Origin of the sequence: Endozoicomonas sp. G2_1, from assembly GCF_017744155.1 — a bacterium.
GTDB lineage: Bacteria > Pseudomonadota > Gammaproteobacteria > Enterobacterales > Alteromonadaceae > JAGHQT01.
This window is the reverse complement of the sequence record NZ_JAGHQT010000006.1, coordinates 25,433-47,481: the sequence shown is the minus strand read 5'-3', so window position 1 is coordinate 47,481 and position 22,049 is coordinate 25,433. Positions and strand designations below refer to the sequence as shown.

Here is a 22,049-nt window from a genome sequence, read left to right as displayed (position 1 = left end):
AAGTTGAAGTTTGGTCTCACAAGACCTGTATTATTTATCGCATAGGTATTTTGATATTCTACAAAAAAAAACGCCCTAATGGGCGTTTTTCTCAAGATTTTTATCTCATTCAGAGACTATTGCTGGTCGTGCTTTTCCTGCCAAATATCTGCGTTTTTAATGCCGAGCTTTTCAGGATTAAAGGTGTAGTTTTCAACACCTTCTTTTTGCTGTTGCTCGTAGTCTTTTAACGCTTTAATCGCCGGCTTCGCCATGAAGAAGATGATAATAATACCAATGATGTTTAACCACGCCATCATACCAACACCTACGTCGCCTAGGCCCCATGCAATATCAGCCGCTTTTACTGTGCCGTAGAAAGTTGCAAACATAATAACCACTTTTAGCAGGAAATTAAGGATAGGCAGCTTAATGGTGCGGCGAATGTAGTAAACATTGTTTTCTGCAATGAAGTAATAAGCCAAGATAGTTGTGAAAGCAAAGAAGAATAACGCCAAGGCAATAAATGGTTTGCCTATTCCTGGCAACATGCTATCAACGGCAATTTGCGTAAATGCTGGGCTATTCGCAGCAATATCACCGGCGACGTTTTGAATAATAAATGCATCGCCTGCGCCGTGTACGTTGTAGGCACCGGTAATGATGATCATAAACGCCGTTGCCGAACAAACAAACAAGGTATCGATGTACACTGAAAACGCTTGTACCAAGCCCTGTTGCGCCGGATGTTGAACTTCAGCTGCCGCTGCCGCGTGTGGACCTGTGCCTTGTCCTGCTTCATTAGAGTAAACACCGCGCTTAACGCCCCAACCAATTGCCGCACCAACGCCTGCCATAGGTGTAAATGCATCACCAACGATCAATGCGAATACACCTGGGATTTTATCAGCGTTCAATACCAAAATAACACAGGCAATAATAATGTAGGCCAATGCCATAAATGGCACGACTACTTGCGTGAAGTTGGCGATACGCTTAACACCACCAAAAATGATAAAACCAAGTAGTAAAACAATAGCGACAGCAGTGTACAATTTCGCAGTACTGATTGGTCCTAATGCGCTATCAATAGTTGAGCCGGCACCAAATGCCATTTCTACGGCATTGCCAATACTGTTTGATTGCACCGTTGGCAACAACATTCCACAAGCGATAATTGTCGCAATGGCAAATAACCAAGCGTACCACTTTTGCCCCATCGCTTTTTCAATGTAGTAAGCTGGACCACCGCGATAAAGGCCGTCTTCTTTTTCTTTAAAAATTTGCGCATTAGTCGATTCGATATATGCGGTTGCTGCACCAAAAAATGCTACCACCCACATCCAGAAAATAGCACCTGGCCCGCCAAAGCCAATGGCTGCAGCAACACCTGCAATATTACCCGTACCCACTCGGCCCGAGAGTGACACTGCTAATGCTTGGAAAGACGAAATACCCTGACTTGAGCTTTTGCCGGACAAAAGTAAACGAACCATTTCGCGAAAATGACGCACTTGAGCAAAGCGGGTTAATACTGAGAAAAATAAACCTGCACCCAAGCACAAGTAGATGAGCGCGGGGCTCCAAATCACGCTATTAAGCGTATTGACTAACTCTTGCACTGACATACTCCTAAATTATTATTGTTTTTCATTTTTATACGTTAATTCTAAATCACTGCCAAACTGTAGCAATATCACCCCAGACATTACAATAATTTGCACAGCTAATAACACATTGCTTGAAAGCAACTGCTGTCGCCTCTGGATAAGTACATCCATGTATAAAAAAGCGTACGGTCAACGTACGCTTTTGTTTTATCTCAAATCGTCTACCACGTGATAAACGCTTGTTAGGACATCGCGACCGAATAAACTGCTGCGCGCGTCATTCCAACCAACGCTGTAATCAGGTAATAAGCAGTTGTCTTTGAATGGCATTTCAATGGTATACGCCAAACACTTAAATTGCTCGCCAACCCAACACGAAGCAACGGTTAAGTTAGCTTGACCCGGTTCGTCTTTCGGGTAACCTTTTTCATCTTGAAACTCAGGTGTTACTGCTAGCAAAATGTCTTTGAACTTTTGCTCCAAACCTGCAAGCCTTTGATCGTATGATGGAATACCTTCACTGCCAGCAACAAAGTTGTATGGCAAGGCTTCGTCGCCGTGAATGTCTAAGAATAGATCAACGCCGGTCTCAAGCATTTTTTCGCGTACTAGAAATACTTCAGGGCTTTTTTCCATTGACGGTGTTTGCCATTCTCGATTCAAGTTAACGCCAACCGCGTTAGTTCTCAAATGGCCACGAACACTACCGTCTGGATTCATATTCGGCACTAAATAAAATACCGCTTTATTGAGTAAACTGCGGGCGACGCCATCGTCATCATCGAGTAGTCGGTCAATAAAGCCCTCCATAAACCACTCCGCCATCGTTTCACCTGGATGCTGACGCGCAGTTAACCAAATAACTTTTTTACCTTCGCCCTCTTCACCCACTTTTAATACACTGATATCGCGACCATCTAGCGTTTGCCCTAACACTTGTAATTGACAATCAATGTGCAATTGAGCGTTGTGAAGTAAATCTTGATGACGCTCGTAGCTATACGGCGCAAAATAGGCAAAGTAAATAGAGTCGTGCTCTAAGGCGTGTTCAATAGTCAATTGTTGACCGTCAAAGCTAGTCTCAACTCTAAACCAATGCTCTCGATCATACGAAGCAACAGCTTGATAATCCTGCCAGCCTTCAACATAAGCTGAGCTGCCGGCATTGGTAATGTGTATAGTATGAGCGCCTTGTGCAGGGTTGTGCAGTTTAAAGTGGAACCACTGATAAAACTCAGATTGGTTATCATGGCATATTTCTAATTGAATGTTAGCGCTGTCGCTAGCATCAATTACGCGAATATTACCGCTGTCAAAAGCAGAGCTGATTTGCATGTTGTTAACCTAATGTGATCGTAAGATCATTTATTGACAAGTATTATCAGTTTACACAAAGCAAATGCTAAGCAGAAGAGAGCAAGCGCAGTTAATTTGGTGAAAAGAAGGATAAATTGGATATTTAAATTCACACAGTGTTGATAAAAACAACACTGTGTTTACAAAGCGTACAGAGACCTAATAATTTTAACGCGCGCTTTTATCGATTAATTTTTGATGCTGTTTATAACGTTCTTAGGTATAAACCTATTTCAGATGAGTAACCCATAGAGCGAGACTCAACCTCATTGTCTTCACCCAGTACGTAGTAGCTTGGGTAGCCTTTAATTTGAAACTCTTTTTTCAACGCTTCAGAGCCGAGTACTACTGGAAACGTTAGCATGTGCTTGGAGGTAAACTCTTCCACTTCGCGCTTACTAGCGTAGTCTAAAGCAACTGCGATAACTTCCATATCCATACTTTTTTGATAGATAGATTGCAGGTTACCAATACTGGCGTGGCAGATCTTACACCAAGGGGCAAAGAAATAAACAACGGTTTTCTTGCCCTGGGCTTCAATAGTCATGGTTTCACCCGCCAATGTGCTGTATTGCACAGGCGCTGTTGTTAATTGCTCGTTAGTCGGCAACATAGACATTTCTCTAAACCACGACAGCAGTTGAAATATCACAATAAAAACAATTAATTGAACAAAAATATTACGAAGCAAAGCCATTTACTTAAATTACTACCTATAAATGTGAAACAGTCGTCAACGAGAAAGTTAACAGGAATTGCTAATTAAGACCTGAAAAGCGAAATATTCATTCAAAATTAGCTAAAATAGTAAAAATACTGATATTTGAGCGTAAATATCAAACAACTTGCTCTAAAGCTTATTGGTAATTCGTTGTTACGACTAAAGCAAAAAAGCCAAATACCCCAAGGTATTTGGCTTTAGAAGTTCGCATTAGGTTAACAATTAACCGATGTGAGTTAAGCCTTTCATATAAGGTTGTAATGCCGCAGGAATTTCAATGCGACCGTCGGCTTGTTGGTAGTTTTCTAAAATCGCCACTAGGGTACGGCCAACTGCTAAACCTGAACCGTTAAGTGTATGTAACAACTCTGGTTTGTTGGTTTCACTGTTGCGATAGCGAGCTTGCATTCTGCGCGCTTGGAAATCACCCATGTTTGAACAAGAAGAAATCTCACGGTAAGTGTTTTGCGCTGGTAACCACACTTCAATATCAAAAGTCTTAGTAGCACTAAAACCTATATCACCAGTACAAAGCACTACGGTACGGTATGGTAAGCCCAATTTTTCCAAGATTTTTTCTGCGTGGCCAGTCAGTTCGTCTAAGGCGTTAAATGACTCTTCAGGCTTAACCAGTTGCACCATTTCAACCTTGTCAAACTGATGCTGACGAATTAATCCGCGAATATCTCGGCCCGATGAACCTGCCTCACTGCGAAAACACGGCGTGTGAGCAGTCATCTTAATCGGAAGCTCGGCTTCATCGACAATTTCGTCACGCACTAAGTTAGTCACAGGCACTTCGGCAGTTGGAATCAATGAAAATTGTTTGTGGCCCAAATCCGTGTGGAATAAATCTTCGCCGAATTTTGGCAATTGGCCAGTACCGTATAGAGATGCTTCGTTTACCAAGTATGGTACGTACATTTCTTGATAGCCGTGCTCTTCGGTGTGCACGTCTAACATGAACTGTGCTAACGCACGATGTAACTTTGCGATTTGACCACGCATGACAACAAATCGAGTACCCGCCAGTTTTGCACCGCTTTCAAAGTCTAAACCTTTGCCAATCGCAGTGCCTAAATCAACGTGATCTTTTACTTCAAAGTCGAACTCACGCGGTGTACCCCAACGCTTAATTTCAATGTTGTCGTCTTCACTGTCACCTGCTGGTACTGATTCGTGAACTAGGTTAGGAACCGTTAAGGCGATTTGTTCAATTTCTTTTAAAACTGCGTCTTGCTGGGCTTTAGCCGCTTCTAATTCGTCACCGAGTTGGCTCACTTCAGCAAGTAATGGCGCGATATCTTCACCACGTGCTTTGGCTTGACCGATCGACTTAGATCGCGTGTTGCGCTGACTCTGTAATTCTTGCGTTTTAACCTGAAAACTTTTGCGCTGCTCTTCAAGTTCAGCCAGTTTTTCAGTGTTTAAAGTGAAACCGCGCTTTGCAAGTGTAGCAGCAGTTTCTGTTAAGTCCGTTCTAAGCAATTTTGGATCAAGCATAAAATATCACTAATAAAGTTATTTACTAATTAGGTTTACCAAATACATGCCGGCCGCTGCAGCAAGTAAACAAAGACCGACATTTAATAAAACATTGGTAAACGCTTTTAACAATTCACCCTGCTGAAGCAACAGCAAGGTATCTAATGAAAACGTTGAAAAGGTGGTAAATGCGCCTAAAAAGCCAATACCAATTAAGGTTCTGCTAAGGTGAACCTCAATAATCCCCTGTTCAATTAAACTGTATAATAATCCCATAATTAGGGAGCCGGAAATATTAACCGTCAACGTCGCAAAAGGGAATCCTTTTCCGAGCCAATTTAGCATTAATTGTGAAATATAAAAGCGCAAGCTAGCACCAGAGGCGCCACCTAAGGCAACTAGACCATAAATTAACCACGGATTTAGCGTATTAATAGCGTTGGTCATCACTTTCCTTATTTTGCTTAGTGAGATACTCGGCTTTTGCCTTGAGTTGTTTTTCTAAACCGCGTTCAGTGGGATAGTAAAACTGACTTTGGGCTATAGCTTCTGGAAAATAGTTTTCACCGGCGGCAAATGCCCCTGCTTCGTCATGGGCATAGCGATAGCCATCTCCATGCCCCAATGACTTAGTTAGCTCACTCGTGGCATTTTTTAAATGGAACGGCACATCTAGATCACTGGTTTGCTGTGCTAACGCGCGTGCTGCTTTAAAGGCGACATAAACCGCATTACTCTTGGGCGCTAATGCCATGTAAACCGCCGCTTGAGCAATAGCGCGTTCGCCTTCAGCCGGCCCCACCCTAACAAAAGTATCCCAAGCATTTAGGCCAAGTTGTAAGGCTCTTGGATCAGCATTACCAATATCTTCAGAGGCTATCGCCAACAAACGACGGGCAACATAAAGCGGATCGCCACCGGCGGTTAGAATGCGAGCATACCAATAAAGCGCGGCATCTGGATCTGAGCCTCGTACCGACTTGTGAAAAGCGCTAATTAAATCGTAAAAAGCATCGCCGTTTTTATCATATAAGGCAATTTTATCCCCAGCCACTTGCGTAATTTGGCTAAGAGTTAACTTTTTGACAATATGTTTTTGGTCACTCGTGCTGGGTTCTTGCAAAGTAATATCGAGACTGGTTTCAAGCAAATTTAACAAGCGTCTAGCATCGCCATCAGCAAGTGATAACAATTGCTCTAATGCTTTATCTTCGATTTGAACTTCAAGTAAGTCTTGCTCACGCAAAAACTGACAGGCGCGCGTAAAAACGAGTTGCAGAGCATCGATATCGAGTTTTTGCAGAGTATAAACGCGAGCGCGAGAAAGAATCGCTTTATTTAATTCAAAAGCTGGATTTTCTGTGGTTGCGCCAATAAAGGTAATGGTGCCATCTTCTATGTGTGGCAAAAAGGCGTCTTGCTGGCTTTTGTTAAAGCGGTGTACTTCATCGACAAACATCACGGTTTTTTGCTGATGCAGTAATTGACGCTCTTTTGCTTGATCGATAGCTTGACGAATTTCCTTAATACCTGACGTAACCGCTGAAATTCGCTCAATTGCGGCGTCGGCGTGGCTGGCAATAATCTCTGCTAATGTGGTTTTGCCCGTTCCCGGTGGCCCCCAAAAAATTAACGAATGACATTTACCAGCGTTAATTGCCCGTGCTAATGGCATTTCTGGCGCTAATATATGTTGCTGACCAATGTACTGGTTTAGAGATTGCGGCCGTAAACGCGCAGCCAATGGTTGAAATTGACTGCTTTGCTCTTGTTCTAATTGACTAAATAAATCGCCTGAGCCACTACCTTTGATCATCGATATTTACCCCTTCAGGGACGATAAACTCAAAGGTGTTAACACTTGGTATTTTATCCAGAACAATCTCAGATAAAACAATCTCACTGGTTTGGCCGGTGGCGTCGGTAATGACAATATTTTCGAGGGCTATTTTACTTGCTGTACTTGATGCATTTTCACTATTGGAAAAACGCAACCGCAAACTTTTCACCTGCGCTTCACTACTTTTGCTGCTAACCAAATAAGTCTTTCCCGAGTTAAGATCTGGAAGCTGTTCGACGTTATAGTCTTGCCAAAGGCTGTCATCAGCGCTAGTAATCAATAAAATAGGCGTATTGGCAACCGCTTGCGCCAAACTAAATACGCTCACCTGCTCAATAAATGGCTCGTAAAACCACAACGCTTGACCATCAGAGACAATTTGTGACTCCTCAGGGCTCAGGGTTGTCCAGTTGATCAAATTTGGCTTACTCACCGCCAAGGTACCACTGCCTTGTTGCAGTAGTTGACCGTCGATGTCTTTAATCTCTTGGCTGAATTTAGCGCTAAAAAAATCGAGCTGAGCGAGCATCTTTTTTAACGACTGAGCAGCCTCGCTGTTATCCGCACTAGCCGAGCTGTCATTAATTGCTTGAGGATCGGGTTTAAAGCCACCTTTTTTAGGTGTTTCATTTACTAACGGTAGTGTTTGCTCTTGTGCTAACGTCTTATCAGCAAGCTCTGCTGTCAGGCTGTTTTCAGTGCTTTGGGCTGAAAAGGTCAATATCGAAGCGGCCAGCGCAGCGCTAACGGTAACATTTGCTTTGGTTTTGGGTTGCATTAACGCTTTCACAGCCTTGGTGATTAACCTTGGTAGCGCCTTAGCTGTATTTTTCGGCGATGTTGTCGCGATTGTTTTTGTAATTTGATTTAAGTTTGTTTTTTGCATCATAGTTTTACTGCGCTAGCCGTTTTAATCCAACTGGCTAGCTGTCACCTATTAGTTGATATCAGCCACTTTGGCTAAAACTCATTATTCTTTTACGGGCGGTGGCGCCAATACTTCGCGGGCACCATTGTGGCCCGGTGTGCTGACAACGCCTTGCATTTCCATTTGCTCAACAATGCGAGCGGCACGGTTATAGCCAATTCTAAATTTGCGCTGAACACTGGAAATAGACACTCGACGCGTTTCGGTAACAAATGCCAAAGCTTCGTCGTAAAGCGTATCAAGCTCTTCATCACCACCTTCTGGTTGTTCGCCCGGCAGCAAGATTTCTTGCTCCATCTCACCAGATAAGATTTCGTCAAGGTAATTTGGTTCCCCACGCGATTTCCAATCACTAACCACCGCATGTACTTCGTGATCGTCGACAAACGCGCCATGGACGCGAATTGGCACCGCTTCACCCGGTGGTAAATAGAACATATCACCCATGCCAAGTAACTGCTCTGCCCCCTGTTGGTCAAGAATGATACGAGATTCAATCCGCGACTGTACGCGCAACGCCATCCGAGTTGGAATATTCGCTTTAATCAAGCCAGTAATGACATCGGCTGAAGGACGTTGAGTTGCGAGAATTAAGTGAATACCAGCAGCACGTGCTTTTTGAGCAATACGGGCAATCAATTCTTCAACTTTTTTACCGACAATCATCATCATATCGGCAAATTCGTCGACAACAATGACAATAGACGGCAGTTTTTCTAATTTGGGCGGTGTTTGGCTAAATGCGTCGTTGGGCTGCCACAGCGGGTCAATTAACGGCTCCCCGTTATCAATCGCTTCTTTAACCTTGGCGTTAAACCCCTTTAAGTTGCGCACGCCAAGTTTAGACATGAGCTGATAACGACGTTCCATTTCGCCAACACACCAGCGCAGTGCGTTAGCCGCTTCTTTCATATCGGTAACCACTTCCGACAATAAATGTGGAATACCGTCATAAACCGATAATTCAACCTGCTTGGGATCAATCATAATCATGCGCACGTCTTCTGGCGAAGACTTGTACAAGATACTGACAATCATAGTATTAACGGCAACTGATTTACCTGAACCAGTCGTACCTGCAACCAACAAATGCGGCATTTTAGCTAAGTCGGCAATCACAGGGTTGCCAGAAATATCGCTACCAATTGCCATTGCCAAGTTAGATGGCGATGTGTCAAATTTTGCACATGAAATTACATCAGAAAACATCACGGTTTCGCGGTGCTTATTTGGCAATTCAATGCCAATGACTGACTTACCTTCGATTACTTCAACCACCCGCACGCTTTTTGCCGATAGTGAACGAGCTAAATCCTTAGACAAGCCAGTAATTTTACTGACCTTAACACCAGGAGCTAAGTCAAGTTCAAAGCGCGTGATAACCGGCCCTGGAAATACGGCAACAACACTGGCTTTAACGCCAAATTCAATCAACTTGGCTTCAACTAGGCGGCTGACTTGGTCAAGCTCCTCTTGGTCAATTGGATTAGTAGCCTTGTCTGGACGATCTAGTAAGTCAAGTGATGGCAAACCTTGATACTTGTCATCATTTTCTCCACTCTCGACAGCACCGCTATCATTATTGTGCTGACTTGATTCAGTGGCGGCTGGTAATTCAGGCTCTAGTTCAACAACCTTAGGTTTAGCGACCGTTTCAAAGGCAGCTGTAATTTCTTCTTCTCGCACTTCTGCTTGCACATTGGCGTGAATCGGGCCCTCGATTAAGTCGTCAATGGCGACAAATGGCTCTTTGCGTTCATTACTCATGCTTGATTCTTGTGTGTTGTGGCCAGTTTCATTAATTTCATTGACCTGTGCCAAAGCATGTTCAACTTCCGCTTCATCACTTGTTTTGTGCAGGTCACTGTCTGTCGAGTTAATTGAATCGATATCTTCATCTTTCGATTTTTTACCAAACGAGAAAAAACCTTTTTTGCTTTTTGAGTTGACTTTTTCAGACTCTTTTTCAACGCTGTCGGCCGATTCAAACATATTATCCGCTAAATCGTCTGCAGAGGCCAACGCTGGCGTCGCATCAACTTGTGTCGACGGTTCAATAGGTGAAGCAGCAAACTTCTCTTGTAACAGCTTTGGCAACCCAACTAAGGCAAGAGCACCTGCTATGGTGTAACGACCAAGATTATCAATACAGTCGAGCCAAGAAATACCAGTTAAAAACACTAAGCCTGAACAAACAAATAGCAAAAACAACAAGCTACTGCCGACAAATGACAAATACGGTAATAAGCTAGTACTTAAATAGTCGCCAACAATCCCGCCTGCTGAAAAATAATAAATGTCGTCAATATTCATGCTGGCAATGGCAGTCGCACCAATGTAAAACAAAATAAAGCCGAGAATTTTTAAGCCTAAGGTTAGATAATCAATCTGCATTAACTGATAAAAGCGTCGGAAGCTCAGCCAACCAATTAAGGCAATCACAAAGGGAATACTGTAGGCGAGCCAGCCAAAAATACTCAGTAGTAAATCAGACAAATAAGCACCAATAGCACCGCCTAAATTGCGAACAGGTACTTGATAACCGGTTTGAGACCAACCTGGGTCGGCAATATTAAAACTGTAGAGCGACAACATTAAATACATCGCCACTACGCACGTAACTAGCAAGCCGGCCTCTAGCAAGCGTTGCACACCCGATAACTTAGAAGAATCTTGAGACAAAATACAAACCTGAAACTCAATATGGGAAAATTTATACTTGAACTGTATAAAATAACAGACAATGGCGTGAGAGCAAACGATTATCTATGGATTGGCAACTGACTGGTTGCTTTTACTTCTTCCATGACGACGTAGGTTCTGCTTTCACTCACCGCCGGCAAGCGTAATAAGGTATCTCCTAGTAAGTCGCGATACGCTGCCATGTCAGCCACCCGTGTTTTTAACAAGAAATCAAAGTTGCCAGAAACAAGGTGACATTCCTGAATGACATCGAGTTCGTGCACTGCTTTTGAGAACTCATCAAACACGTCTGGACTCGTTTTGGTCAAAGTTATTTCAACTAACACTAATAAAGCAGCATCTAACTTTGCGGGGTTAAGCTTTGCTTGGTAGCCCAAAATATAATGTTCTTGCTCTAAGCGTTTAACCCGTTCAAGACAAGGGGTTGGGCTTAGCCCTACCCTACGCGCTAATTCGACATTCGATAATCGGCCATCTAGCTGTAACTGAGCTAAAATATTTCTATCGATGCGATCAAGAGGTTTATCTGACTTATTTTGCGATTGTTTTTGTTGCATTGCTTTGGCTCTTGCTTTTGTATTTCTAGTGTCACTCTCGCCTTAACGTGTTGAAGTAACAAAGCGCTTAACCAATCACGTCGTAGCAAATTTATTCACTATAAAAATAACCTTTTTAAGAATAATACACTAATAACAACTTAATTAAAGTCAGATAATCTAATAAAACCGCATTAGAATAGTCACATATTTTATCGAGCTGATTGCTCATTATTTACTACAGGATAACTGTTATGCTTATTGGCGTTCCAAAAGAAATAAAAAACCACGAATACCGCATTGGCTTAACACCAGCAGGCGTTAAAGAGCTCGTTGTAAACGGTCACAGCGTTGTTGTTGAAAATAATGGTGGTGCTGCCATTGGTTTTGACAATGAACAATACCTTGATGCCGGTGCAACAATTGCCGATACAGCTGCTGAAATTTTCGCTGCGGCAGATATGATAATCAAAGTAAAAGAGCCACAACCTGTTGAATGTAAAATGTTACGTCCGGGCCAAATTCTTTTCACTTACCTTCACTTAGCCCCAGATCCACAACAGACTGAATTACTCATTGCCTCTGGTGCAACCTGTATTGCCTACGAAACTGTGACCGCAGACAACGGCAGCTTGCCATTACTTGCACCTATGTCTGAAGTTGCAGGTCGCATGTCAATTCAAGCTGGTGCTCACGCATTAGAAAAAGCACAAGGCGGTTTAGGCGCTTTACTTGGTGGTGTACCAGGCGTTGCACCAGCAAAAGTCTTGATTATTGGCGGCGGTGTTGTCGGTACACAAGCTGCCCGCATGGCTGTTGGTATGGGTGCAGACGTCACTATTTTAGATCGTTCATTGCCGCGTTTACGTCAATTAGACACAGAATTTAACGGCCGCTTGAAAACGGTTTACTCAACGGCTGATGCCATGAACAAATTGGTTGTTGAAGCGGACTTAGTGATTGGTGCGGTACTAATCCCTGGCGCAGCAGCACCTAAGCTAGTGACCAAAGAGCACATCAAAATGATGAAAAAAGGCGCTGTTGTTGTTGATGTTGCCATTGACCAAGGCGGCTGTTTTGAAACATCAAAAGCAACCACTCACCAAGAGCCAACTTACGTCGTTGACGATGTTGTTCACTACTGTGTTGCTAACATGCCAGGCGGAGTCGCTCGCACTTCAACTATGGCATTAACCAACGCCACTATGCCATTTGCTGTAACTATCGCCAACAAAGGTGCTAAACAAGCACTACTTGACGACAAACACTTAATGGAAGGCTTAAACGTGCTAGGTGGTAAAGTTACTAATAAGCCTGTAGCTGACGTTTTAGGTTACGATTTTGTTGTGCCAGAGCAAGCACTAGCAACGTTATAATTGAGCGATTTTAACGACGTTAAGTTAGCTAAAATAACAAATAAAAACGGGCTTAAACTTTAGGTTTAAGCCCGTTTTTTCTTATTGTAACATTGGATAAATCTTAGCTTTGTTGCCTTGACTCTTGCTCGCTTTGCCATGCTTCAATCACTTCTTTAGCCGCGCGAAACGCTTCAATACCAGAAGGCATGCCGCAATAAACGGTAGAATGCAGCAATACTTCCTGAATTTCTTCTACGTTACAGCCATTTCGCAATGCGCCTCGAACATGACCTTTTAGTTCATTTGACGCTTTTAACGCCGCTAAAGTCGCAATCGTAATTAAACTTCTCGTTTGTTTGCTAAGGCCATCCCTAACCCAAGTTTCGCCCCAAGCATTAGCAGTTACTAGCTGTTGTAATGGCTCGGTAAACTCAGTGGCTGAGCCAAGCGCTTGTTCAACAAACTGCTCACCCATCACTTCTTTGCGCATAGCGAGTCCGCGTTGGTACTTTTGTGACGTGTCATTCATGGCAGTATTCTCCTAACATTAGACTTTATCGATAGTGATCACTGCCAGCATATCTTCGTCGTCATCATCCATACCGACTTCAACAAAGCCAAAGCCCGAATAAAACGCTTTAGCGACAGGATTGTTAGGGTTATAACAAATTTCTATCTCCGTAAGTCCATTTAACTGCTTAATATCAGCTATAGTCAGTTCTAATGCACGTCGGCCAATGCCAGCTCGCTGGTGATGTTGATCAACCATGAATCGCCAAATAGACACTTTTTGAGGTGACTCTTTCACCCACATAATAAACCCGACAATTTCACCCGCGCTCGAAATTGCGCGAGTTTCATAGCCTTCATTAAAGGAAGCTTCCACCAATGACCACATATTGCTAGCAACATAGTCTTGTTGTTCTTGTGTCACATCAAGATCGCAAACAGTTTCGTAGTTTTCTTTAGTTACTGGTATTAGAGATATTGTCATGAATTTAAAACATAGAGAAAGTTATAAGGGAGTTATATCAAGTAAAATTTTCAATATACGGCTTACCAATATTCTTTCACTAACGTAATTTTACCTTGCTTAAACTCAAACAAGCGCATTAAAGGTTGCTTGTCAGTTTCTTTTTTACCGTCAATAACTGTGGTCGATACAAAGGCAACTGCAACTGCATTAGAACCAATAATTTTGCTGGTTATAGTTGAATTCATCGCATCAGCACGTCCCATATACCGCACTAAACCTTCGATAAACTGCTGTTTCGTCAAGTCCGCATTATAGTTTGGGTGTTGATAATGCATTTCATCCGACAATAAATGAGCTACTGCGTCGATGTCTTTTTGAGTTGCCCCTTTTACTTTTGTGATATCTGTCAATTCAATAAATTTTTCAGCCAACTCAATATTGGATGCTAACGAGATAAAGGGTAAAAATATTAATAATGTTAGAAGTTTGCGCATATATATCCTTAAATTTTAACGGTTTACTATATCAAGTTTAAAAAATCGAACAGTCTCTGAAAGCTGCTTTGGTTGCCAGTTAAGCCCATTTACCACAGTGTTTTAGATCCTTAAGAATACGGGATAAATCAATACCGTGTTGCTAGTTGAATACAACGCTATCACCATTCTAAGTCTCTGTATAGAGTGAATTTCTAATATTTTTCATCAAATAAAAGGCTAGTTGAAGTAGCCAAAATCTAGAGTGTTTAGATCACACCAATAGTCCTGATGATGACAATCAACACGATTAAATTGCCCATGAGGCTATATGAGTAAGCCGTAAAAATTCCCGTGCAGTTTTGGGGTTTCTGGAATTATTTATAATGAATTGCTTATTGCCCTCTTGAGATATTCCCTTAGAATCCCAACTATTGGATTATTCATTTATCGTTGCTGACTAAAGTTGTTTCAGTAACGTTTTATTTATTTGGAGTTTCTTATGAGCGAAGCAAGACATTGCCCGTTACTAATTTTAGGTTCAGGTCCTGCTGGCTACACAGCTGCCGTATATGCGGCGCGTGCTAACTTAAACCCAGTACTTATTACTGGTATGCAACAAGGTGGCCAATTAACTACAACCACTGAAGTTGAAAACTGGCCTGGTGATGCAGATGACCTAACAGGCCCTGCATTAATGGAAAGAATGCAAAAGCACGCTGAAAAGTTTGATACAGAAATTATTTTTGATCACATTAACGAAGTCACATTAACTGATCGTCCATTTAGATTAAAAGGCGACAGCGGTGAGTACACGTGTGACGCGTTAATCATTTGTACTGGTGCGTCTGCACAATACTTAGGCTTAGAGTCTGAGCAAGCGTTTATGGGTAAAGGTGTGTCTGCTTGTGCAACATGCGATGGTTTCTTCTACCGCAATCAAAAAGTAGCCGTAGTTGGTGGTGGTAACACTGCCGTTGAAGAAGCGCTTTACCTATCAAACATTGCTTCAGAAGTTCACTTAATTCACCGTCGTGATACTTTCCGTTCAGAAAAGATCTTAACTGATCGTTTAATGGACAAAGTGGCTAATGGCAACATCGTACTTCACTTAGATCGTACGCTTGACGAAGTATTAGGCGACAACATGGGCGTTACTGGTGTTCGTATCAAAGATACTAATTCTGACGCTACTGAAGAATTGGATTTAGCCGGTGTCTTCATAGCAATTGGCCACAAGCCAAATACTGATATGTTTGTTGGTCAGTTAGACATGAAAGACGGCTACTTAAAAATTCAAAGTGGTACTGAAGGCAACGCGACTCAAACTAGCGTTGAAGGCGTATTTGCTGCTGGTGATGTTGCTGATCACATTTACCGCCAAGCAATTACCTCTGCTGGAGCTGGTTGTATGGCCGCCCTTGACGCTGAGCGTTACTTAGACGCAAAAAAATAATATCAGTGTTATCTAACGCCCAAATCCAAACAACATCTCTTAGTAATTTAATTAGCTAGGTAATTAGTTGTAAAATTTGGGCGTAATTCTCTATCATTAAGTCCCTTTTCGCCATAAACGGCAACAGTTTCGGTTATGAGCCAAACCATCACATTACTCGACGACGACAATATCGCATTTCCTGCTGTCGAACGCGCTTTAGTAGAGCCAAACGGCTTACTTGCTATTGGTGGTGATCTGAGTGTAAAGCGACTCATTAATGCCTACAAATCAGGAATTTTCCCGTGGTACAGTGAAAACGAGCCACTGATGTGGTGGTCACCTAACCCGAGAGCAATTATTCCCGTCGAGCACATTCGCATTAATCGCACCTTGAGAAAGTTTCTCAACAAAAATCTCTATCAAGTCACGGTTAATAAGGCGTTTAACCAAGTGGTTGCACTTTGTGCTGACGCGCCTTTTCGTCGAGAAAGCACCTGGATTTTGCCAGAAATGCAATACGCGTATCAGCAATTGCATCAGCTAGGTGTTGCCCATTCGATTGAAGTTTGGTGTAAAGACGAGTTGGTCGGTGGACTATACGGTGTTGCCATTAATGGCTTTTTCTCTGGCGAGTCGATGTTTTATAGCCAGCCCAACGGCTCCAAAGTTGCCTTGGTTTATCTGGCACATTTAATGAAACAACACGGCATTGAGTTTATTGACTGTCAAATGCTAAACCCGTTTCTTGAAGACATGGGCGCGGTAGAAATATCGCGAGAAAAGTTTATAAAAATCAAAGAACAAGCTATAAATAAGATAATAGCAGAAGATTTTTGGCAACCGAGAACACTCTCGTTAGCTTAAAAGTCATTTGCGTATTGGTCATATATTGTTAGTCACTGAAGGTTACTGAGTTGTCTGATTTAACGTTTGGCATTACCGACCTATTTACTTGTAACTATCTGCCAGAGCAGCAAGAAAAGTTGCTCGTCGCAACCGATCAACGCCTGCACAACAGCCAAGGTTACAATTGGTTAATGCAACAAGGTTTTCGTCGCAGTGGCAACCAAGTTTATCGACCTCATTGTCCAAATTGCCAAGCCTGTCAATCAATTAGAGTATTGGTCGAAGAATTCAAACCAAGTAAAAGTCATAAGCGCCTATTGAAAAAAGGCGAGAATTTTACAGTTAAAACATCAAAAGCATTGCGTCAAAGCTACTATGCGTTGTACGAGCACTATATCAATACTATTCATCGCGATGGTTCAATGTACCCGGCAAGCCCTGAGCAATATCAAGGGTTTTTAAGTACCGAAATCAGTGAACAACGCTTTGTTGAACTATGGCACAATGACAAACTTATCAGCGTTGCAGTAACCGACGAATTACCTGACGCACTTTCTGCGGTATATACCTTTTATCACCCAGACTATCGACAATATGGCTTAGGTGTTTTATCGATTCTTAAGCAAATTGAAACAGCAAAGTCATTGAACAAGCCATACCTATATCTAGGCTATCAAATTGATGATTGTCAGAAGATGAATTACAAAAATCGCTTTTTTCCACACCAGCGCTATATCAATAACCATTGGCAGGAAGTTATTCGCTAAATAACGGACAAATTGATGGCGAATGACAAATAAATCTCCGCTTTAGCTTTACATTAGCTGCTTATTTCGGCATGATCTGCCGAGTTTTTTAAGTACCTGCCAAACGCGCTGGTATTACACTAAATTTACACAGAGGTTGAGCGCCCAATGGCGAAAGAAGAAAATATTGAAATGCAAGGTACGGTATTAGATACCCTGCCAAATACTATGTTTAGAGTTGAACTTGAAAACGGTCACGTTGTTACGGCCCACATTTCAGGTAAAATGCGTAAAAACTACATTCGTATTTTGACTGGTGATAAAGTAACGGTTGAATTAACACCGTACGATTTATCAAAAGGTCGCATTATTTTCCGCGCTCGCTAATTTAAATCGCTTAATCTAGCAGTCTTTTATTTAAAGTTGCTACAAGTAAAAAAAGCCATAACACGATTATCGTATTATGGCTTTTTTAATGGCGCTTTATCTATATCGATAAAGCGTGATTAACCTCTGAAAATTAGCGCAATGTGCTAATTTCTTACGATTCAACCAACTCAGCCTTTTTCTCGCAGCTTACAACAAGCTTGTCTTTCTTAACAACAATCTTGGCAATACCACCTTGGGTAAGATCGCCAAATAGTAACTCGTTCGCCAATGGCTTTTTCACTTGCTCTTGAATCAAACGGGCCATCGGACGAGCGCCCATGGCTTTGTCGTAACCGTGCTCGGCTAACCAAGCTTTCGCATCTTTGGTCAACTCAAGTGACACGCCTTTCTCGTCAAGCTGAGCTTGTAGTTCAACAATAAATTTATCAACCACTTGCTGAATCACCTCATTAGACAAATGGTTAAACCAAACAATGTTGTCTAAGCGATTGCGAAATTCCGGTGAAAATACTCGGTTAATTTCATTCATTGCGTCATAGCTGTGATCTTGTTGTTTAAAGCCAATCGACTGTCGCGTAGTTTCTTGAACACCCGCGTTAGTCGTTAATACCAAGATGATATTTCTAAAGTCAGCCTTACGGCCGTTGTTATCGGTTAAGGTACCGTGGTCCATTACCTGCAATAAAATATTGAAAACATCTGGATGAGCTTTTTCGATCTCATCAAGTAAAACCACGGCATGCGGGTGTTTGATTACTGCATCAGTCAACAAACCGCCCTGCTCGTAACCAACATAACCAGGAGGCGCACCAATTAAACGGCTTACTGCGTGCTTTTCCATGTACTCAGACATGTCATAACGAAGCAGTTCTACTCCTAAGGTTTTTGACAGCTGTTGAGTGACTTCCGTTTTACCGACACCCGTTGGGCCGGCAAACAAAAATGAACCTACAGGTTTTTGCTCTGCACCTAAACCAGCGCGCGACAAACGCATCACAGCTGTTAATTCATCAATCGCTTGGTCTTGACCGAAAACAACTAACTTAAGATTGCGATCTAGATTTTTCAGACTGTCTTTTTCACTAGACGAAACCGACTTTTCAGGAATCCGTGCCATCTTGGCAACAATGTTTTCAATATCGTGATTATTGATCACTTTTTTGCGCTTAGACGGCGCCATTAATTGTTGCTTAGCGCCTGCTTCGTCAATAATGTCAATTGCTTTATCAGGTAAAAAACGCTCATTAATGTACTTAGCAGCGAGCTCTGCAGCGGCGTGCAATGCTTTGTTGGTATAGCGAATCTTGTGATGCGACTCGTATTTTTCCTTTAAGCCTTGCAAAATTTTAGTGGTATCGGCAATGCTCGGCTCAGCAATATCAATTTTTTGGAAACGTCTCGCTAAGGCGCGATCTTTTTCGAAAATGCTTTGATACTCCTGATACGTGGTCGAACCTAAACAGCGCAGCTTACCAGCCGATAGCAAAGGTTTAATTAAATTGGAAGCATCCATCATACCGCCAGATGCGGCACCAGCACCAATAATGGTATGAATTTCATCAATAAATAAAATCGCATTCTTGTCTTGCTCAAGCTCTTTGAGTAATGACTTAAAGCGTTTTTCAAAATCGCCGCGATATTTGGTACCCGCGAGCAACGCGCCCATATCTAATGAATAGATAGTCGCATCAGATAAAAACTCAGGCGCTTTTTCATCGACAATAAGACTAGCTAAGCCTTCTGCAATCGCAGTTTTACCAACGCCCGCTTCACCGACAAACAAAGGATTGTTTTTGCGGCGTCTACTCAATACTTGTAAGGTGCGTTCAAGCTCTGTTTCACGGCCAATCAGTGGATCAATATTGCCGTTTTTAGCTTCTTGGTTTAAATCAACGGCAAAGTTTTCAATAGTTCTTGGCTCTTCATCGCCAGACACTTCTTTGTCTTCTTGGTGTGAAGGTGCTTCGTGACCATCTACTTTAGCAATACCATGAGAAATATAATTAACAATGTCTAAACGAGTAATATCAGATTTCTTTAAAAAATAGGCTGCTTGTGACTCTTGTTCACTAAAAATAGCCACTAAGACGTTTGAACCATTAACCTCGTTTTTACCAGAAGACTGAACGTGAAATACTGCCCGTTGCAGCACTCGCTGGAAACCAAGGGTTGGTTGAGTCTCTCGGTCTTCTTCGCCAACCGGAATTACAGGGGTTGTTTCGCCAATAAAGGCGTCGAGCTCTTTGCGCAGCTTACTCATATCTGCGCCACAGGCTTTTAGTGCCTCAATAGCGGACGGGTTATCTAGCAAGGCTAATAAAAGATGCTCCACCGTCATAAATTCATGACGAGACTCTTTGGCTTGACGAAAAGCTAGATTCAACGAAATTTCAAGATCTTTATTCAGCATAGGCTACTCCGTTTTCAAACCACTTGGATTATGCTTTTTCCATCGCACATTTGAGAGGGTGCTGATGTTCTTGTGCATAATTACTCACTTGACTTACTTTAGTCTCTGCTACTTCTGCACTATACGTACCACAACGTCCTTTTCCTTCATAATGTATGGTTAACATCACATCCGTTGCTTGGTCACTATTCATATTAAAGAACTTACATAAGACTTCAACCACAAAATCCATCGGGGTATAGTCGTCGTTCAACAAGACCACGTTGTACATTGAAGGTGGTTGTATTTTGTTTTCAATCGCTTCTTTTAGCGCTTCATTATCTTCGGGAAATGAATTCCAATTACTCATAATTTTATATTAGTTGCTTAACTCAAGTTTACCACTGCCATTTTACGCGATTTTTGATCAAAAATATCTATTAAAAGCAGTTTAAATGCTTGACTAATTCTGCAAATTATCTAGGATTTGGTTAGTGGCGTTTTTTTCGTCACAATATCCGAACTAATCGCTTTATGGGGAAGCGTTAGTATCGTTTCTGGATATAGGAAGGAAGTAGAAGTATGGCTCACGGCACAGTTAAATGGTTTAACAACGCAAAAGGGTTTGGTTTTATCAGACCTGAAGATGGTGGCGAAGATATCTTTGCACACTATTCAACGATTGAAATGGATGGTTATCGCACCTTAAAAGCGGGACAAGATGTGAATTACGAGTTAAGCGAGGGGCCAAAAGGTCACCATGCAGCAAGTATCACTCCTGTTGATGTACAAGAAGATTAATCGTTAACTAACAGCTAATCGACTTGTAAAAAACACAGCATAAGCTGTGTTTTTTTATGCCCTTTCATTAGTAAAAAGCGCCGAGACTTGCAACAGTTGCCACAGTCTTGTGCCGTATCTTGGACAAAAAAATGGAGCGCCTAAGCGCCCCACTATTCATTTACTACCCAAATTATCTAATTATCATCGTTTGACAATTACATGTGGTCAATGATACAGTCACCAAATTCAGAACACGTTACCAAGGTAGCGTCTGTCATTAAGCGTTCAAAATCATAAGTCACAGTTTTTGCACCGATTGCACCAGACATACCTTTAAGTAGTAAATCCGCAGCTTCTAACCAACCCATGTGCCTTAACATCATTTCAGCGGATAAAATAACTGAACCTGGGTTCACTTTATTTTGGCCAGCATATTTAGGCGCCGTGCCGTGAGTTGCCTCAAAAATTGCAACCTCGTCATTTAAATTAGCACCCGGCGCAATACCAATACCACCTACTTGCGCAGCCAAAGCGTCAGACAAGTAATCGCCATTTAAGTTGAGTGTTGCAATAACACTGTACTCAGCAGGTCTTAACAAAATTTGTTGTAGCATTGCATCGGCAATAACGTCTTTAATAATAATCTCTTTACCGGTTTTTGGACTAACCAAAGAACACCAAGGACCGCCGTCTAATAAATCAGCGCCGAATTCTTCGCGCGCTAATTCATAGCCCCAGTCTTTAAACGCACCTTCGGTAAACTTCATGATGTTACCTTTGTGTACCAGTGTTACTGAGTCTTTATCGTGATCGATTGCGTACTGGATTGCTTGGCGTACTAAGCGTTGAGTACCTTCTTTTGATACTGGCTTAATCCCGATACCGCAGTCTTGTGGGAATCGAATATTAGTTACGCCCATTTGCTCTGTTAAAAAGTCGATAACTTGCTGTGCTTGGTCGGTTCCTGCTTGATACTCAATACCCGCGTAGATATCTTCTGAATTCTCACGGAAAATCACCATATCAACTGCGCCTGGGTTTAACACTGGGCTCGGTACACCAGTAAACCATTGCACTGGACGCTGACAGACATATAAATCTAACAATTGACGAATCGCCACATTAAGTGAGCGAATACCGCCACCTACTGGTGTTGTTAACGGGCCTTTAATACCAACTTTGTACTCTTTAAACGCTTCTAGTGTTTCTTCTGGCAACCAGGTTTCGCCGTCGTAAATCTGTGTTGCTTTTTCACCAGCATAAACTTCTAACCATTCAATCTTGCGCTCGTCACCGTATGCTTTGTTGACTGCTGCATTAACCACATTAATCATGGTTGGCGTGACATCAATACCAATACCGTCACCTTCGATATAAGGTACGATAGGATGATTAGGGACAACTAATTTGCCATTGTCTAAGGTAATTTTCTGACCTTGGCTTGGGGTTTCAATATGGCTCGACATCTGACTCTCCTAATTATTATTTCTGG

21 protein-coding genes are annotated in these 22,049 nt (G+C 42.2%); 6 read left to right on the top strand and 15 right to left on the bottom strand.

Annotation, left to right across the window (positions count from 1 at the left end):
* Positions 1-116: 116 nt before the first annotated feature.
* From J7384_RS09215 to lrp, 9 genes are all read right to left on the bottom strand, one after another.
* The gene (locus J7384_RS09215; protein ID WP_247741718.1) at positions 117-1,607 is read right to left on the bottom strand and encodes an alanine/glycine:cation symporter family protein; all 1,491 of its coding nucleotides are present in this window, start codon (positions 1,605-1,607) and stop codon (positions 117-119) included.
* A 189-nt stretch (positions 1,608-1,796) separates the two neighbouring features.
* Positions 1,797-2,924, bottom strand: coding sequence for a M14-type cytosolic carboxypeptidase (locus tag J7384_RS09210; protein WP_209113298.1), 1,128 nt, complete (start codon positions 2,922-2,924; stop codon positions 1,797-1,799).
* A gap of 226 nt (positions 2,925-3,150) precedes the next feature.
* Positions 3,151-3,642, bottom strand: a complete 492-nt coding sequence (locus J7384_RS09205; RefSeq protein ID WP_209113296.1) for a thioredoxin-like domain-containing protein — start codon at positions 3,640-3,642, stop codon at positions 3,151-3,153.
* A 246-nt stretch (positions 3,643-3,888) separates the two neighbouring features.
* A complete protein-coding gene (gene serS / locus J7384_RS09200) occupies positions 3,889-5,169 on the bottom strand; it encodes a serine--tRNA ligase (protein WP_209113294.1) in 1,281 nt (426 codons plus the stop codon).
* Between the two features lie 18 nt (positions 5,170-5,187).
* A complete protein-coding gene (gene crcB, locus J7384_RS09195; RefSeq protein WP_209113292.1) occupies positions 5,188-5,598 on the bottom strand; it encodes a fluoride efflux transporter CrcB in 411 nt (136 codons plus the stop codon).
* Positions 5,582-6,967, bottom strand: a complete 1,386-nt coding sequence (locus J7384_RS09190) for a replication-associated recombination protein A (RefSeq protein ID WP_209113290.1) — start codon at positions 6,965-6,967, stop codon at positions 5,582-5,584. The genes crcB and J7384_RS09190 overlap by 17 nt, the downstream gene beginning before the upstream one ends.
* Positions 6,954-7,880, bottom strand: coding sequence for an outer membrane lipoprotein chaperone LolA (gene lolA, locus J7384_RS09185; RefSeq protein ID WP_209113288.1), 927 nt, complete (start codon positions 7,878-7,880; stop codon positions 6,954-6,956). The genes J7384_RS09190 and lolA overlap by 14 nt, the downstream gene beginning before the upstream one ends.
* Before the next feature lie 81 nt (positions 7,881-7,961).
* Positions 7,962-10,601: a DNA translocase FtsK 4TM domain-containing protein gene (locus tag J7384_RS19555; protein ID WP_209113286.1), complete on the bottom strand. Its 2,640-nt coding sequence runs from the start codon at positions 10,599-10,601 to the stop codon at positions 7,962-7,964.
* 80 nt (positions 10,602-10,681) lie between these two features.
* Positions 10,682-11,179, bottom strand: coding sequence for a leucine-responsive transcriptional regulator Lrp (gene lrp / locus J7384_RS09175; protein WP_209113284.1), 498 nt, complete (start codon positions 11,177-11,179; stop codon positions 10,682-10,684).
* Positions 11,180-11,412: 233 nt separating this feature from the next.
* Between lrp and ald the strand changes: the two genes are divergently transcribed.
* Positions 11,413-12,534, top strand: a complete 1,122-nt coding sequence (gene ald, locus J7384_RS09170; RefSeq protein WP_209113282.1) for an alanine dehydrogenase — start codon at positions 11,413-11,415, stop codon at positions 12,532-12,534.
* Positions 12,535-12,637: 103 nt separating this feature from the next.
* On the opposite strand, the gene J7384_RS09165 is transcribed toward ald, so the two are convergent.
* From J7384_RS09165 to J7384_RS09155, 3 genes are all read right to left on the bottom strand, one after another.
* Positions 12,638-13,045: a carboxymuconolactone decarboxylase family protein gene (locus J7384_RS09165; RefSeq protein ID WP_209113280.1), complete on the bottom strand. Its 408-nt coding sequence runs from the start codon at positions 13,043-13,045 to the stop codon at positions 12,638-12,640.
* 18 nt (positions 13,046-13,063) lie between these two features.
* Entirely contained in the window at positions 13,064-13,510 is a 447-nt protein-coding gene (locus tag J7384_RS09160; RefSeq protein ID WP_209113278.1) for a GNAT family N-acetyltransferase, read from the bottom strand.
* Positions 13,511-13,572: 62 nt separating this feature from the next.
* Positions 13,573-13,986: a nuclear transport factor 2 family protein gene (locus tag J7384_RS09155; protein ID WP_209113277.1), complete on the bottom strand. Its 414-nt coding sequence runs from the start codon at positions 13,984-13,986 to the stop codon at positions 13,573-13,575.
* A gap of 481 nt (positions 13,987-14,467) precedes the next feature.
* Here J7384_RS09155 and trxB point away from each other — a divergent pair, with 481 nt between their 5' ends.
* The 4 genes from trxB (at position 14,468) to infA (ending at position 17,382) form a co-directional block, all read left to right on the top strand.
* Complete coding sequence (gene trxB / locus J7384_RS09150) at positions 14,468-15,421, top strand: thioredoxin-disulfide reductase (protein WP_209113275.1); 954 nt, start codon at positions 14,468-14,470, stop codon at positions 15,419-15,421.
* A 135-nt stretch (positions 15,422-15,556) separates the two neighbouring features.
* The gene (aat, locus tag J7384_RS09145; RefSeq protein WP_209113273.1) at positions 15,557-16,267 is read left to right on the top strand and encodes a leucyl/phenylalanyl-tRNA--protein transferase; all 711 of its coding nucleotides are present in this window, start codon (positions 15,557-15,559) and stop codon (positions 16,265-16,267) included.
* Positions 16,268-16,302: 35 nt separating this feature from the next.
* Positions 16,303-17,016: an arginyltransferase gene (locus tag J7384_RS09140; RefSeq protein WP_348523861.1), complete on the top strand. Its 714-nt coding sequence runs from the start codon at positions 16,303-16,305 to the stop codon at positions 17,014-17,016.
* 147 nt (positions 17,017-17,163) lie between these two features.
* A complete protein-coding gene (infA, locus tag J7384_RS09135; protein ID WP_011043571.1) occupies positions 17,164-17,382 on the top strand; it encodes a translation initiation factor IF-1 in 219 nt (72 codons plus the stop codon).
* A gap of 154 nt (positions 17,383-17,536) precedes the next feature.
* On the opposite strand, the gene clpA is transcribed toward infA, so the two are convergent.
* The gene (clpA, locus tag J7384_RS09130) at positions 17,537-19,795 is read right to left on the bottom strand and encodes an ATP-dependent Clp protease ATP-binding subunit ClpA (RefSeq protein WP_209113269.1); all 2,259 of its coding nucleotides are present in this window, start codon (positions 19,793-19,795) and stop codon (positions 17,537-17,539) included.
* Between the two features lie 28 nt (positions 19,796-19,823).
* Positions 19,824-20,144, bottom strand: a complete 321-nt coding sequence (clpS, locus tag J7384_RS09125; RefSeq protein ID WP_209113267.1) for an ATP-dependent Clp protease adapter ClpS — start codon at positions 20,142-20,144, stop codon at positions 19,824-19,826.
* Between the two features lie 212 nt (positions 20,145-20,356).
* Here clpS and cspD point away from each other — a divergent pair, with 212 nt between their 5' ends.
* The gene (gene cspD, locus J7384_RS09120) at positions 20,357-20,575 is read left to right on the top strand and encodes a cold shock domain-containing protein CspD (protein WP_209113265.1); all 219 of its coding nucleotides are present in this window, start codon (positions 20,357-20,359) and stop codon (positions 20,573-20,575) included.
* A 197-nt stretch (positions 20,576-20,772) separates the two neighbouring features.
* On the opposite strand, the gene icd is transcribed toward cspD, so the two are convergent.
* Entirely contained in the window at positions 20,773-22,023 is a 1,251-nt protein-coding gene (icd, locus tag J7384_RS09115; protein ID WP_209113263.1) for an NADP-dependent isocitrate dehydrogenase, read from the bottom strand.
* Between the last annotated feature and the right edge of the window lie 26 nt (positions 22,024-22,049).